At 56.4% G+C, this 15,264-nt stretch carries 7 protein-coding genes and 1 pseudogene; 3 read left to right on the forward strand and 5 right to left on the reverse strand.

Annotated elements, in window-relative coordinates; all coding sequences use genetic code 11:
• Window position 1: 1 nt before the first annotated feature.
• Window positions 2-814, reverse strand: a pseudogene (locus NTD82_RS24360) (autotransporter outer membrane beta-barrel domain-containing protein); the annotation flags it as partial.
• A 198-nt stretch (window positions 815-1,012) separates the two neighbouring features.
• Between NTD82_RS24360 and NTD82_RS24365 the strand changes: the two are divergent.
• Window positions 1,013-1,357, forward strand: a complete 345-nt coding sequence (locus tag NTD82_RS24365) for a hypothetical protein (RefSeq protein WP_262130611.1) — start codon at window positions 1,013-1,015, stop codon at window positions 1,355-1,357.
• A gap of 62 nt (window positions 1,358-1,419) precedes the next feature.
• Here the strand turns inward: NTD82_RS24365 and NTD82_RS24370 are convergent, their stop codons facing one another.
• Genes NTD82_RS24370 through NTD82_RS24385 form a run of 4 tightly spaced genes read right to left on the reverse strand, consistent with a single transcriptional unit; the run spans window position 1,420 to window position 4,751 of the window.
• Window positions 1,420-2,439: a radical SAM/SPASM domain-containing protein gene (locus tag NTD82_RS24370; RefSeq protein ID WP_262130612.1), complete on the reverse strand. Its 1,020-nt coding sequence runs from the start codon at window positions 2,437-2,439 to the stop codon at window positions 1,420-1,422.
• Entirely contained in the window at window positions 2,439-3,329 is an 891-nt protein-coding gene (locus NTD82_RS24375) for a cupin domain-containing protein (protein WP_262130613.1), read from the reverse strand. The genes NTD82_RS24370 and NTD82_RS24375 overlap by 1 nt, the downstream gene beginning before the upstream one ends.
• 11 nt (window positions 3,330-3,340) lie before the next feature.
• Complete coding sequence (locus NTD82_RS24380) at window positions 3,341-4,588, reverse strand: hypothetical protein (protein ID WP_262130614.1); 1,248 nt, start codon at window positions 4,586-4,588, stop codon at window positions 3,341-3,343.
• Entirely contained in the window at window positions 4,581-4,751 is a 171-nt protein-coding gene (locus NTD82_RS24385; RefSeq protein ID WP_262130615.1) for a hypothetical protein, read from the reverse strand. Before NTD82_RS24385 ends, NTD82_RS24380 begins: the two co-directional genes overlap by 8 nt.
• 518 nt (window positions 4,752-5,269) lie before the next feature.
• On the opposite strand from NTD82_RS24385, the gene NTD82_RS24390 reads away from it, so the two are divergent.
• Window positions 5,270-8,560: an STY4851/ECs_5259 family protein gene (locus NTD82_RS24390; protein ID WP_262130616.1), complete on the forward strand. Its 3,291-nt coding sequence runs from the start codon at window positions 5,270-5,272 to the stop codon at window positions 8,558-8,560.
• A gap of 16 nt (window positions 8,561-8,576) precedes the next feature.
• Window positions 8,577-14,876, forward strand: coding sequence for a DEAD/DEAH box helicase (locus NTD82_RS24395; protein ID WP_262130617.1), 6,300 nt, complete (start codon window positions 8,577-8,579; stop codon window positions 14,874-14,876).
• Window positions 14,877-15,264: the final 388 nt, after the last annotated feature.

A 15,264-nucleotide genomic window follows, 5' to 3' on the forward strand; every position in this document is an offset into this window, starting at 1 on the left:
GTCAGAACTGATAGCTGGCCTTGAGGCCGCCACTGACACCGTGGCTTTCACCGCCGGCGACGGCACCGACCTCTGCTCCGATGCTCAGGGCATCCAGGCTTGCGGTCAGGCTGAAGGCACCGTTGAATTGGTCGCGGTTGTCGAAGGCTGCGCGTTGCTGGATATCCAGCCCGAGTAGGCGGCCATCGCTTTGCACCTGATGATCGCCGAGGGCATGGTCGTAACTCAGTTCGATGCCCGGCACCAGTTGCCAGCCGCCGCTCAGGCCGAGCGCAGCGAAGGTGGCTTTCACGCCTGCCGTGGCGCTGCGCCGGGTGGCCTGGAGGCCATCGACGTCCAGCGCCAGTTCGCTGCCTTTTTCCTGGAAACCGGAGAGGTCGAGATGGCTGACCCGCAGGCCCAGGCTCGGCTCCAGGGTCATGCCGCTCAATGGAATGCGATAGCCCAGCGCAAGGCTGGCGCCGCTCAATGTCCCGTGGGTATCGCCCTTGGCGCTGCCGAGCCCGGTGCCCAGTTCCCGTTTGCCGTTGTAGTCGAGCCAGCCGGCGTTGATCCCGGCGTCGATGAACAGGCCCTGTTCCAGGCTGCCCGGTGCATAGCGGGCGCCGGCTTTGAGGAAGGTCAGGTCGGTGTCGACATCACCGCTGCTGCTGCCGACGCTGCCACGGCTGTAGCCGAAACCGGCATGGCCGCTGAGCTGTTCGGAGAAGCGTTGGGTCAGGCCGAACAGCGCGCCTTGGGTGTGTTCGTTGCTGCTGGCCGCCTGGGCCGAGCCGTCGGTGCCGAGATAGCCGGCGAGGCCAATGCGGTACAGGAATTTTGATCGTCGCTGAGTGCGCTCAAATGCTGCTAAGCGCCGTAAGTAAAGGTCTGCAGTCCACCCAGCTCTTATCGCATTGTGGTCATTTACAGCGAATAAGATCCATCAGGTATGGCACAAAAGACGAAATCACTGAAATCGGTTTTTGACCACTAGCTCGTCGTGCGCCGGCATTTCCAGCACGCGGCTCTCATGCCGAAGTCCCCTTGCCAGAAAACTGCGTCTGCCTTTGAAGACCACGTGATCACCCAATTATGGGGCTGGCGCTTGTGGCCAAGGCGTACAGGTGCTGGGATTGCCCGTGATGGTATCAGCGGATACTCACTGGCCGAAGATCACGAGATCGCGCCGGCAGGAGCCGAGGACTTGCTGGCGTCCACTGATGTCCTAGTGGGTGAGACGTATGACGCCACTCGATCTGAAACTCTGCGTAACTGGGTCGGGTCGCGCAATCAGTACTTCCACTACCTGAGTGAGCGTTATGACGAGCAGATTGAGACCTCTGCGCTCGACTGTGGACTCAGGAATGGCGCGTAACAGTTAGCGTGGTAGTCAATGGCTGGCCGGAGTGTGTCAAGCTGGTTAGGCCTTAACGCGCATCAGAGATTGAAAACTGGAATCTCACTGCGCCCGGCCTGAATCTGCGGGCATCGGGGGTCCGGTTGCCCCAGTTCACCACTATGTTGATAACCACTACCCAGGCAACCACCGTTGCAAACGGAAAAATAGCGGCAGCTTTGGCAGATGGGATGTTCCACCTTGATGTCGAATGGCTGTTCGAGAATGGCCGACAGCGGTTGTTCGTAGAGATTACCCATTGGATGAGATTTGAAGCAGGTGCAGGAGCACACGTCCCCGTTAGGGTAGATATAGACTTTTGCGGTTGCGGCACCGCAGTTTTTTGTCGTGATCGTTCTGCCGAGTTCGGCAATGGCATCGTCGCCCAATGCATCCAGCCGACTGAAGTCGTACATTGGAAATGCCAATATGCGTGTCCTGTAGGTTTTTTCCCTCAAAGCGTAAACATGCTGGTTCCATACCTGGCTACAGACTTCCATGCCTGATGACGCGCGTCCTGCATAAGTCGCCCGCTTGATCGCAATATGAGTCAGTCCCAAGGCATCCAGAGGTCGGATGAAGTCTTCTATTCGCTCGAAGAAATCGAGGTCGATGACGGTGGCTGACACACTGCACGAAATACCTTCTGCTCGCAGGGTGGAGAGTGTCCGGAGTGCCCGTTTGTAGGTGCCCCTACCGCGGACTCGGTCATGCTCAGCTTCTGTACCATCCAGAGAAATCTGTACTGACAGTGCTGGATGATTGGCCCATCGCTTAAGGGCGTGTCTTTTGTAGAACGATGTCACCCCGTTGCTGTTGATCTTGGTCTGCTCTCCGAGTGAAAGACTGGTTTCCAGAATACTGTCGAAATGGCGATGTAAGGTAGGTTCTCCGCCAGTCAGCAGGATCAGGCTACCTGCAAAGTGGCGGTGGATCTGCGAGAGAGTGTCGAGGATCATCGTCCTTTCGGCAGTCTCATCGCGATAGGGTGAAGAGTCCCGGATGCAGTGGCTGCATGCAAGATTGCAGCGTTCAGTCAGGACGAAGTAGAACTGTTCCATTATTCGAGCTCGAGATAGGGGCGTGGCTGCAGGTCAACGTCGAAATCCTTCTGCGCGGCGTTCACCAAATGATTCACGAGCGAATGCAGTGGAGCTGTTTCGATGAGCGATACTGGGTTCTGGAAAGGCTGGCGGACATAGCTTTCCAGCAGTGAGGCGAATTTTTCGTCCTGTTCTTGGCGCAGCAGCCAATCCTTCAGCGTGAGCGGGTATAGCCCCACGGCCAAATGACCCGAGTGTTGAGCCTCTGTGCGAGTGAAGTGCCAAACGCCGCGAGGGCAATAAAAAACATCACCCTGTTCGAGCAGTACCGAAGACCATCCTGTGGCATCGGTGTCGATCAGCGGAACTGCCTGATGGCGGATGGCTTTTGACAACACATGCTGATCGCTACGGTAGTACCAGCGTTTGCTGCCGTGAGTCTGGAGCACCAGCACATCATGCCTGTCAAAGTGAGGATTGACGCCTGTTTGATGTGCAGCCGTGTAGTAGCCATTTATGCTGACGCGGGTGTTCAGTTCTTCAGCGAGTTTGTCGCTGAAGTCTTCCAGTCGTGGGCTGTGCTGCTGGATATTATCGAACACCAGGGTGCCACCTCGGGCAATCGCGTGCAACATCTTCTGTTTGTTCAGAATGTTGTTCTGGTTGTTCGAATAGCGGTCTACATCGTCGATAAGGTTGTATTTGTGGATGGTGTTGTTATGGTTTGTGATACGCACTTTCGGGTACAGCAGTGTGTTGCTATTGAGAATCTGATTGAAGGCCTGCATGTCGAATAAATCGGAGAACTTCTCTCGGCTCCCTTTGATGTGCAGGGGAGCGCGGTCGAAATAGTCGTTCAAAAACTGTTGTTTGCTGATGAGTTCAAACACGAAGCTGAAGATTGTCATGGTGTAGGGCTCTAAGCAGGCTTTTTTATGAGCGTGATACCCGAATCGGTCAATTTTTGCAGTTGGGTCGACGGCAATCTGTCTTCAATGTGACTGATGTCGATTTCCGCCAATGCTGGGAGCTCGAATAGCCAGTCCGGCAGATGCCGTATGTGAGTTCTGGCAATGCCCAGATAGCGCAGGTGTCGGGCATTTGCCAACTGTTCGGGCAATGCCTTAATAGGGTTAGCTCCCAGGTTGAGCCGTTCGATCTCCGTCTGCTGAGCATGCCATTCGATGTCACGGAATCTGTTGCGGTAGAGGCTCACGTGTTTCAGGCGGTAGCGTGCCACTGTTGGCCACTGCCATTCCTCTAGGCAGTTCTTGTGAACCAATAAGGTATGCAGCGATGGGCTCGCAGCTGTCAGGTCTAGCGTTGTAAGCCCATTCGCTCCCAAGCTGATCCAGGCGCAGTTAGGGAATGCAGCAGCCACGCCTCGCAGGCTCAGGCAGTTGCTGTTCAACTCCGCTGCCAGCACGCTGGGTGAAGCAGGCATGCGCATTATCTTGTTGTCTGTGAGGCGTGCATGATTGAGTTTGAGGACATGAGGAGCAAGCGAAAGAGCCGCTCGAAATATGCGGTCCATTTGCGCGAAGGGAATCTCGTGGAGCAGGCTAGATCCTGTCTCTCTGTCATCAAAATCAAGCAACTTGCAGCTGGAGTCCCACAAAGGCGGTCTCCCCATCAATTCGACTAGGTGATCCCAATTTTTGCAGGGAGAGAAGATGTTTGTTTCCAGCGCATCGGCAATCTGCGCCGCAATCCGTTCGGCGGTATCCAGGTCCAGCTTCATGGGCAGAATGTTCAGGCCCGAGAGGAAATAGAACAGCTTTCTCAGTTTTATGTGGATGGGATAGTGCGGAGAAACAAACTCATCCGAAATATGACGATCACCTTTAAGCAGAATGAAGATCCGCTGTCCTGCTAAGGATTGCGTATCTCGCCAGTGTTGAATCATCCGAAACTGTTCAGATGGCAGGTCGTTATCACCCAGAATAGGTAGCACTAGCAAGATCGTAGTTTGCGCCCCAAGCGTCGGATAGCTCGTACCCTCATGAGTGTTGGTATCGAGCAACTGAATACAGGGCGGGATGCGATACCCACGAGATGCGAGGGCGTTGCTAAATTGGTTCAGAAGCGGTGAAGTCGATGGCAAGCCTGAAACAATCTGCAGATCGCCCGCTCTACCATCGACGCGGTGGACTTCCGCGTTAGTCACGCAGGTCTTTGTCGCAGTGATCTGCTTCTTTCCACAAGCCAAACATCGCTTCGAAGTCGGAAAGCGTACTCTGATCCAGGTCACTCAATTTAAGCGTCTGGCGTTTGACTTCGGTCGCTTGATCCAGCGCTGAGAACTGCATTTCAGTTTTTTTGGCTTGCATCACGAGTGTCCCTTATCGGATTGAGCTGGGTATGAATGCACGATGTTAGGCCGTATTGGATCCCTCTGGCAACTGGTCGAGCGTCTGAGCTTGAACGATTATTTCGCGGGCGGGAGGGGGAATTTTGCCAAAATGAGCGTTCCGCATTCGCCATGGTTGAATAGCATGGAGGTGCTCTCGACCCAGCGGCATTTGAGTGCGAGCGTGTGAATCAGAGGTTTAAACGAGTCGTAGAGCATGATGTGCGGGCTGGCGCGGCAGATTGGAAAACGCTAGATTCGACTGCTTGCTGGATGCATCCTGAGTTTCAGCGTTGACGTTTTTCTGACAGCTGCTTGAGAGGGGAGCTCGAATTGCAGGGAGAGAGGTGAAACCTAACTTTTGATCTGCTTGAGAATTTCACACGCACAGATAACCTCAAGAGTCGCGCCTTGAGTTTCAAAGCCTAATGCATCAGCAGCTTAATTCTGGATGAAGGGGCACTGCTCTCAGCGGCCAAGATCTAAAAGGGATTTTCGATGACTCAGTTGGCAGTTAACCACCTCCCAGCCAAAGCTTGGCTGACTGAATTTCTGCTCACCCGAGCCCTGTTCAAAGGGCCCAGTGGCCTACCACTTTACAGCTACCATGTTACTGAGGACGAGTATTCTGGGCTGGCGGCAATGCTCAAGAAGGCTTTGGCAGCTGATAGCCCTACTCATGAGCTTTATGTAGCGGCTTGTTTTTGCTTGTTCGTCAGTGAGAACTACCGCCGACATTACGACGGTAACTGGTCATGGCAGGGGCCTGAGTCCCGGATAGGTGTGACCCTTTCCCCACAGCAGCACGCTAGCCTCACTAGCAAGGGCCTCGGTTACTGGAAGCGTGAAGTACGCACTCGAGAGCAAGGTCGGGACTGGCTCGGAACATTGTTTACAGAAGGTGGACTGCCTTGGCCGCTGCTTAGTAGCGAATCCCATGGATTTGGGCGGGCAGTACGCCGAGGAATCAAGCACTTCTATCGGACCGAGGGCCACCGGCGTACTACTTCCGATTTGCTTGCCGACTTTGAAGACGAACTGCCGCTGTCATTCCGGAATCTTGAAACTCGAACGCTCCTCGCTGGCATCGTCGATCAATTGATGGCGCTGGTCGACCGTTACCCGATCAAAGATGAAGCAGACCCGGCTGCCTATCTGGACAGAGTCGATCCGCATTGGCACGAAGCGTTTCCTATACCGCTGGACGAAACCAACGCGCGTCATCTGCTCAACGAATGGCTGCGTGACGCTGGCATCAAAAGACAGGAGCGCAAAGAGGCGTTGGCCAAAGCCAAAGCCTTCACCTGTGAGCATATTCAGCAAGGGCAGTTGCCGTATTGGACAGTCTTAACCGAGCTCAACCTGCCTCCAGAAACGGTATTGCCGATCGACGTCTCCTCTCTTCGCAACACACGCCTTGAACTGGCTTATTTTGAAGGTGAAACGTTACTCGAGCGAGGTCCGGCAGTGTATGCACAGCTGGCGGAGCAAGGGGTGAAAATCCGTTTTGCCAACGTGCAGGTATCGCTGCGGCGTCGACTCTTGGATAAGCCTGTGAGCTTGCGGGTAATGGAGAACGGCGGCACCGTCCACACTTTCGTTTTTGAAAATAGTGCGCTCGATTATCAAGACGTACCTCTGGTGTTCGAATGCAGAGCTGACCGCTGGCACTTGGTGGCGACATCAAGCTGCAAACTAGCCAGCAGCAAAGTTCGGATACGGGTCCCTGAGCGCTTCAGCGTCAGTCATTCGGTACCGGCAACTGCCCCAGTGGTCACAGACTCCGAGGGTGGAAAGTGGATTGAGGCGACTGGGGATCTGATCCTCAGGGATGATAGCGAGCGCTACGAGATACGTCCGGCGCAGCCAGGGGGCGATGTCGCGCCTTTGGTGCTGACCGGTGTTTACGCTCTATTCGAGTGTTCGCCATCTACCGTTTATTTGGGCTGGCCGGTATTGGAGTTACCTGAGGGTAGTCCCTACCGTAGGGATGAGCTGTCGGAATACGCTAACGGCCGGTTGCTTGATCGGCGTGATGCTCCAGTTTTTGGCGCGATTAATTACACCGTGCGAAGCCGCAAAGGAGAAACACTGCTGCGGCGTCGGTTCGGCGTGTTGCCCCGAGGACTCGCGCTCGGACTTATTCCTGCGTACGGTCGGCGCCCTGCCCGGTTGCTAGTGAAGAATGCCGGAGAGTTGGCGCTGCAGGTATTGGGTGAAGGGCTACTCTGCATGCGTAGCGAGGGTGGCTACCAGATGGAACTGAGCGCTCAGCAATGCCCGCAAGTTTTTACTTTGCAAGTCGGCCCCGCAACGAATCCCGTGGAATTGAGCTTGCCGTTTCCGTATCAAGGTGCCCGCCTGCTCGATGCCAAAGGCCAATCTATCGCTGCCAAGGCTTTGAACCTAGCCGAGCTGGTCGGGTATCGCCTTCAGCTTAGTTCCGGCTTGCCACAGGGGCAGATGTTTTATCTACAACTTGAACTGATGTGCCGGGAGCAGTCCCGACCAAAAAGAGTGTTCGCCCTTCGCGTCGGGCAGATGCCTACCGTCCTCAACCTCTTCAGTTATGTCGCCGATCTTCACACCATGCTGGCTGCAGTCGATGAGCAGGACGCCTATGTTCACTTGACCGTCGAAACCGAACAGCCATTGATGCAGCTGGATATCAGAAGGTACGGCGGCAGGGTGCTGATGGAAGAAGCCACTGCCTTCTACGTTTGTGGCGTAGAAAGTACCAACATCATTGATGGCGCTCGGGCCGAAGCAATGCTGCTATCCGACCCTAGGAAGTCGCCTTTGCAGCTGATTGAAAAGACCAGTGAAGGGGTGGGAACTGGGTGCTTTTCTATCCCTCAGCCGATGATGACTGACGGCCCTTGGTTAATTTACCCTGGTAAGGAATCGCCCATTCAATTCCGGCCTCAGCTCTATTTGCCTGCCTGTATGAGCGTGCCCGCTGATAAGCAGGTTCGCTCCCTGCACCATGCCGCCCAGATATTTCATCCGATCCACTGCCCTGAGGCAATAGAAGAGCAGATAAAGGCGATGGCGACAGACTTTGGCCACAACGGCTGGCAATACCTGGCCGATTTGAAGCGTCAGTATGCCCATCTGCCATTGTCCTCATTCGAAGCTTGGAAAGCCCTGGCCAGAAACCCTCAAGCACTGGGGTTGGCGGTTTTCAGGCTGGAAATGGACGAAGGATTTTGCGCTCGCATCGCCGATGAACTGGCGCTCATGTGGGAAACCGTACCCTTGCCCACGTGGGCCCATGCCTATCAAGTATTTGCCGAAGGTATCAGGTTGACGGGGCTGCCGACGGAACTGGTCGACCGGCTGGTGAAGGACCGCGCCATCGTGTTGCGCTACATCGTTTCCGGTTTCGACTATGTCGGCAATTATCTCGGTACTGGAGACTGTACCGAACTCAGGCGCCTGCCAGCCGAAGACATTTTGCCGATGTGGTACCAGGACTTGCGTCGTTTTCATGCGGCTAACTCCGACTGGCCAAATGTGCTCGGAGAAGCGTTGGCGAATTGGGTCGAGGCTCGACAGTTGCCGCAACGCGTCAAGTCATTGTCTTTGACCGAATACACGGATGCGGTCACCTACTTGCCAATCTTCATGGCCTACGTGACCGCAGGCAAAGCTTCGGTGAACGATCTCGGTATTCCACCCGCTCACTTCAAGTTTGCCGCGCGGTGGCTGGCCGATTTTGATCGACACGGATGGTTCAACCCGGTACATGCGCTCACCGTCTCTTATTTACTTGCAACCCATTACTGATAGCTAGGGAACTGCCATGCGTAACTTCACTGATCTTGTCGAGCAAACCCTTGACCGTACGCGTGAGGCGACCTTGGGTGTACTCGGTATCAATGATGGGGGGCTACGGCGTCATTTACACCAAAGTCTGAGTTCCGAGCTGGGGGCGGAGGGCTGCCTGCTCGCTCCTCCGGTGTTCGAACATACCTTCGGCTGGCATGAAGCTGGCTTGCAACTGCAGGATCTTCAGGCGGAGAAACTGCTCAGCGCTGAACTCCTTGAAACGCTGGCGACAGCACCGGCCTACGTCTTCCCCAAGACTGCGCGGCCCTATATCCATCAGGTGCAGGCCTGGCGCTCCTTGCTCAACGAAAAGCCGCGTTCGGCTATCGTCACCACGGGCACCGGCTCTGGTAAAACCGAGTGCTTCATGGTGCCGATTCTGGAGAACTTGATTCGCGAGCATCAGCTCACCAAACAGGCTTTGGTCGGTGTGCGCGCTTTATTTCTATACCCTCTGAACGCCCTAATCAATTCGCAACAGGAGCGCCTGAACGCTTGGACTCAGCGCTACGGGAACAACATCCGCTTTTGCTTGTACAACGGCAAAACACCGGACAAGGCTTCGTATGTTCGCAATGAGCAAAAGCTGAAGCAGAACCAGATTCTGTCCAGGGAGTTGCTACGCCGCGAGCCCGCTCCGATCCTGATGACCAACGCGACAATGCTCGAGTACATGCTGGTCCGCCAAGTTGACAGCCCGATACTGGAGATTTCCCGCCAGAGTCAGTCGCTACGCTGGATTGTCCTCGATGAAGCACACACCTACGTCGGTTCGCAGGCTGCGGAACTGTCCATGCTATTGCGCAGGGTAGTACATGCTTTTGGGCGCAGCCCAGAGCAACTGAGGTTTGTCGCCACTTCTGCAACCATTGCCGGGCCTGAGGCCACCGACCGCCTGCGCCGCTATTTGGCGCGCTTGGCTGGAGTTGCGGAAGAGCAGGTGGATGTGATCGATGGCTCGCGTAAATGGCCAGATTTGCCTGACGCGAGCAGCCATCAAGCATTGAGCCTCGCCAGGCTGCAGGCCATACAGCCGGCGGAAGAAGTGTCCAATGAGCGCTATCAGGCGCTGTGTGATCATCCGATTGCAAGACAACTACGTCACGCCGTCGTGAGCTCAGGGAAGCCGCTCGGGTTGAACGACCTTGTCGGTGAAGTGTGCGCGCAGTTTGATAGCACTACGCTCGCCGCGCAGCAACGTGAAGCGCTGCAGTGGCTTGATGTTTTGACCGGCACTCGCCCGGCGGCAAACCAGCCGCCGTTTCTTAAGTTACGTATTCACATGTTTCAGCGGATGCTGCACGGATTGTGGTCATGTATCGATCCGCAATGCACCAGCAAGTCCGAACATTTGCAGGATTGGCCGTTCGGCAATGTTTATGTATTGCAAAAGGTACGCTGTGAGTGCGAAGCGCCGGTATACGAGATCGGCTTCTGCGAAGAATGCAAGGCGCCTCACCTCTTGGCCGAAGACCGGGATGGTCAGTTGCTGCAGCCGCGCGCCTTTGCCGGGGATGAGTTTGCGCTGAATCATGACGACGCCGATGAAGGCGAGGGCGGGAATACTGGCCCGTTGAAAAGAGTGCGAACGCCTGCCCAGCGTTTGGTGATTGCAGGCGGAGCCAGTCTTGCGGGTCCATTCCAACGCCAGCCACTCGACCTCGTTACGCAGAAACTAGGCTCTGTAAACGCGCAACGGTCCTTGGATATTGCGATCGCCACCGAAGGCCGGGATGAAAGCGTCAATGGCCCTGAAATCTTCGCCTGCTGCAGCGCCTGCGAGCATGCAGTGTTCGGTTCTAGCCGTTTTCTGCGCCGCGCCTATCTAGGGGCGCCTTTCTATGTGGCCAACGCTGTGCCAACCTTGCTCGAGTTTTGCCCGGATCCCGAAAAGAGCGACACAGAGGGGCGCTCCCCGGAAGAGCTGCCGGGCCGTGGCCGTAAACTGATTACTTTTACCGATAGCCGCCAGGGCACCGCGCGCATGGCGGTGCGCATGCAACAGGAGGCCGAACGTTCGCGACTGCGCGGCCTGGTGTTCGAGACCCTGAGAAACGCTCAAGCCAAGGCTGATTCGCAACCGCAGAATGTGCCAACTGGCAGCCCGGAGCAGTTCCTCGCCAACGCCGCTGCGCTGGATGCGATCGGCATGGTGGTAGAGGCGGCCAAACTCCGTCAAACCGCAGCAGAGATGCAAGCTGGAGTATCCGCTACATCGACCGTTGTTTCGTTGACCTGGTCCGAGATCCTGCAGGTGTTGGCGGCAGCCAAGGATATCGACCCCTTCATCCTCAGATACAACCGCCAAGCTAACCGTGCATTGTTCGATGGCCATGAAGGCGGCGTCACCATGGCGCGTCTCCTGATGAGTCGTGAGTTCTCTAGACGACCGAAATTTCAGAACAGTTCCGAAACCCTTGGGCTGATCCAAATCGGTTACACCGGACTGGACAAGGTCGCAATCACCCCACCACTTTGGACCGCTACTCCAGCTTATGTCGCCAGTGGCCCGGCACAGGCACCCCGTACCGCATTGACGCTGCAGGACTGGCGCGACTTTCTGCATGTGGCTCTGGACTTTTTCGTGCGGGAGAACACCTTTATCTCGATGGAAAGCAAGATGCGCCGCTGGATGGGCAGCCGTTTCAGCCCCAAAGCACTGTATGCGCCGACCAGCGATGTGCAGGAGAGCAGCACCGTCAAAAAGTGGCCACAAATAAAGCCTCACAGCGCGCACCGATTGGTCAAGTTGCTGGAAGTGGCAACCGGAATGGACCGGCGCGCCCCCGGCGACGCCGCAACAATGGGCAGCTGGCTAGAGGCCGCTTGGGGTGCTTTGGTCGGTGCTCATATTCTCGAATCTTCAGACACCGGCTACCGCCTGAAGCTTGAAACCCTGAATTTTTCATTGCCAACCAAAGCGTGGGTTTGCCCGATTACCCATCGGCTGTTGGAAACAACGTTTCGCGGGCTCACCCCTTATCTGCCGCGAACTGTAGGCACGCAGAATTATCACTGCGCCCGCGTCAATCTTCCTGACTTCGTTACGCTGAGCCCGGATGCCAGCTCGGAGCCTAAGCAACAGCAAGTTCGCAAGCTCGTCAATGCCGACGCCACTGTTGCAGACCTCCGCCAGAAAGGGCTGTGGAGCGACATCTGCGACCGCACCTTGGAGGGTGGCTTCTACTACCGTGTCGCCGAGCACTCTGCCCAACAGTCTGCAGAGTTGCTCGACAAGTATGTAGAGCAGTTTAAGCGTGGCGATATCAACGTGCTGAACTGTTCGACCACCATGGAAATGGGTGTGGATATAGGCGGTATTTCCGCAGTGGTGATGAACAACCTGCCACCGCATCCAGCCAACTATTTGCAGCGAGCTGGCCGCGCCGGGCGGCGTAACGAGGCACGCGCCATTGCCTATACGCTATGCAAGGCCGACCCGCATAACCAGCGTGCGTTTGCCAACCCCAAGTGGCCGTTCGTTACAGCTATTCCGGCGCCCGCTATCACGTTGAGCTCGACGCGTATCGTGCAGCGGCATGTTAACTCGCTGTTGCTAGGCATATTTTTGCGGGCGCGCAGCAGCTCCGACGGTGACCGCACCAAGCTGACCTTGCACTGGTTCTTCGGCTCGGACAGCTCGCCCTGCCAGAACATGGCAGGGTGGCTGCAGGCTTGCCCGGATGAATACGCGCCAGCTGTGCGTCAGCTTGTGGCAGGCACCAGCCTCGCAGGGCGGGCCATGAACTATGTGGTCGAGAGCACCCTCGTCGCGCTCAACGCTTTGGAGCAGCGCTGGCTGGACGAGTACCGCAACCTCAACGAAAAAATCCAGGGTGCCAAGGACGATGCCTATAAGCGCGCGTTGACCTTGGAGAAGCAGCGGCATGAGGGCGAGTACTTACTACGCGATCTTGCTTCGCGCGCGTTTTTGCCGGGCTATGGCTTCCCGACCGATGTGGTCGCCCTAAAGACGTATAACATTGAAGACTTCGTGCAAGAGCGCAAAGAGAAAGGAGGCAGTCGCGAAGATAGCTTAGCCAGTAGCCGCGAAATGCCCTCGCGCGGCCTGAACATAGCCATTCGCGAATATGCACCGGGTGCGCAAATCGTCATCGACGGTCGTGTGTTTCGCTCGGCCGGCGTCAGCCTGCAATGGCACGCCAATGGCGAGATCAACGAAGCACAGAAATTCGACCTGGCCTGGCGTTGCCCGGAGTGCGGCAACAGCGGCATGATCGAGAACGCCTATGCCAACAGCGACAATGTGCGCTGCACCCATTGCAGTACCTTGATCCCCGCCGAGTTACGTCGCCGCGTGCTTCGCCCCGCCGGTTTTGTCACTGACTTTTACGAAGAGACTACCAACGACGTCACTTCGCAGAAATTTATCCGCGTCGAGGAACCGCGCATTCAGCTGAACGGGGAAATCAGCGCCTTGCCCGATCCTCGCTGCGGATTCTTCCACTTCGGCCACGACGGCACGGTTTTCCATCACTCGTCCGGTGAACACGAGCAAGGTTACGCCGTATGCTTGAGTTGCGGGCGGGCAGAATCGATGCTCCCGGGAGCGGAAGTACCTCGAGGCCTACGCGCCGACCAGCAACATCGGCCGGTCGGCGGGCTGGCTGGCAGCCGAAAGGACAAAGACTGCTCCGGGGAGGCGGTGACCCATCAAGTGCACCTGGGCTACCAGATCCACACCGACGTGCTGGAGCTATACCTGCGTAATCCACTGACCGGTCAATGGTTGCCCGACTCAGCCGATGGCCGAGTCGTCGCTGCGACCTTAGGCGCTGCGCTCAGAGACGTAATCGCCGACCAGCTCGGAATCGTCAGTACTGAAATGGGTTTTAGTCATAGAGTCGACCGCGACCGCGAAAGCCGTCAGGGCAGGGCGGTGATTCAGCTATACGACGAGGTCAGCGGCGGGGCAGGCTTCGTCCTCGAAGGGCTTAACGACATCACTAGCCTGTTAGCAAAAGCCATGGTGCGCCTGAGTTGTCCGGCCGATTGCGAAACCGTGTGTTCGCACTGCCTCGCTGGGCAAGATAGCCGAGTCGAGCGCGAGGAGCTCGATCGCCGCCTTGCCTTGCAGTGGTTAATCGACGCGGCCTTCGTCGACCATTTGGGTTTGCCGACAGTATTCGATGGAATCCCTGGAGCGCGCTACTGCCCAGTCGGGCCGCTGCGTTATCTGGCCAGTGCATTGAACAGTCATGAGCAGAGTGCTAACCCAGCTCGGCTGCTCTTGTGCTTGCAGGGCGACCCACAAGACTGGGATCTGGACCACCCAAACTTCAGGCAGCAGGTGCTCACCTGGGCAATAGCGGATGGCCTTAAGGTTACCCTTGGCATTTCTAGGGACTGTGCACTGAGCGCCGATCAAAAAAACGTGCTGCTACAACTGGCTCGGATGGGCATAGAGCTCGCTGAGCTTTCTCAAAGCGGCGCCTCGCCCAGCGCGCTACTGCTCGCACAGCTCGACACCGGCAACCTTTGCCACGGCGTTTACGCGAGCGAGGTATCAGCGGCACTACCAGGTGCCGGTTGGCTGAGCAGCCAAGGGAACATCACCTGGGTTGCCACTTGCGCAGTGCCAACGCTGCGAGGCCAGCCGCTCAATACCAATTCGTGGCAGAGCGACACCCAAGCAGCCCGTATAGTTGAAGTTACCTCCGAGCTGGATGGGCCGGTGAATACGTTGAGCAAGCGATTGGCTGCCTTGATCGATAGCAAGATGCCTGAGCTTTCCCAACTGCTGGCGACAGATGAAGCCGTAACCATTAGCTATTCCGATCGGTATTTGAAGTCGCCTTGGTCGCTGATGCTGTTCACAGAATTCGTCAAATTATTTGAAGGGTCCGAGCTCAAGTCTATCTCCGTGGATACCTTGGCCGTAGGCGGTGGCCAGCCTAGCTCATTGATGAGTCATGACTGGCTACGTGCTGAGGACCAGAGAGCTATCATGGCCGAATGGTTGACCCAGCAGGTCGGCATCGAGCCGAAAGTTTCGCTGCTGCATAGTAGCCGCGATGTACTGCACGGCAGGTCCTTAAAGGTGACATGGTGTTCAGGGCGAGTCAGTCAGATTCTGCTGGATCAAGGAATGGGCTATTGGCGCCCGCGCATGCCTTACCGAGATGAGCTGGGTTTCGATTTTCAGGCGACTGCACAGCGACAGATTGACGAGATGGGAGAGAAGCATTCTCGGGCGCAGATGCAGCAGGGTGGGCAGTGGCCGACATATATTAGCTGCATTAACGAGACGTAATCGCGCATTTGGGAACATTGCAGCGGTTCATGGCACGGGGGGAAATTGGCGGGCCTAGTAGTGCAGAGCGGACTGATCATCGGCCAGGACAGCTACAAGTACTGCAAGGGCGAGTGTACGGGTGCTGAGGCGTCAGATCGAAGTGCAGAGAAAGGTTCAGGTGTTATCGACGGATTGGTTGGCATGGCGGATATCGGCGGGCTGATCGCTGAGGCACCAGTTTCAGTCCCGCTGCTTTTGACTGCTGCAAGCATCGGCGTGCAATTGGGCTAGAAAGCTATTCCAGGGCGCCAAGAAAATGTGGCGAAACTGGTAGCCCGTCGGGGTATTGAGCGTGTAGAGCAGGGGGCTGAAGGCTACCCACCTGCAAAACCAGGGCCTTGAAGAC

The sequence above is a fragment of the Pseudomonas sp. 5P_5.1_Bac1 genome (assembly GCF_025466015.1).
In the GTDB taxonomy this organism is placed as follows: domain Bacteria; phylum Pseudomonadota; class Gammaproteobacteria; order Pseudomonadales; family Pseudomonadaceae; genus Aquipseudomonas.

What these genes read in the sequence shown, in the direction of transcription:
- NTD82_RS24365 (WP_262130611.1), top strand. Translation starts at nt 1,013, where the DNA reads ATGCCGAAGTCCCCTTGCCAGAAAACTGCGTCTGCCTTTGAAGACCAC.
- NTD82_RS24370 (WP_262130612.1), bottom strand. Translation starts at nt 2,439, where the DNA reads ATGGAACAGTTCTACTTCGTCCTGACTGAACGCTGCAATCTTGCATGC.
- NTD82_RS24375 (WP_262130613.1), bottom strand. Translation starts at nt 3,329, where the DNA reads ATGACAATCTTCAGCTTCGTGTTTGAACTCATCAGCAAACAACAGTTT.
- NTD82_RS24385 (WP_262130615.1), bottom strand. Translation starts at nt 4,751, where the DNA reads ATGCAAGCCAAAAAAACTGAAATGCAGTTCTCAGCGCTGGATCAAGCG.
- NTD82_RS24390 (WP_262130616.1), top strand. Translation starts at nt 5,270, where the DNA reads ATGACTCAGTTGGCAGTTAACCACCTCCCAGCCAAAGCTTGGCTGACT.
- NTD82_RS24395 (WP_262130617.1), top strand. Translation starts at nt 8,577, where the DNA reads ATGCGTAACTTCACTGATCTTGTCGAGCAAACCCTTGACCGTACGCGT.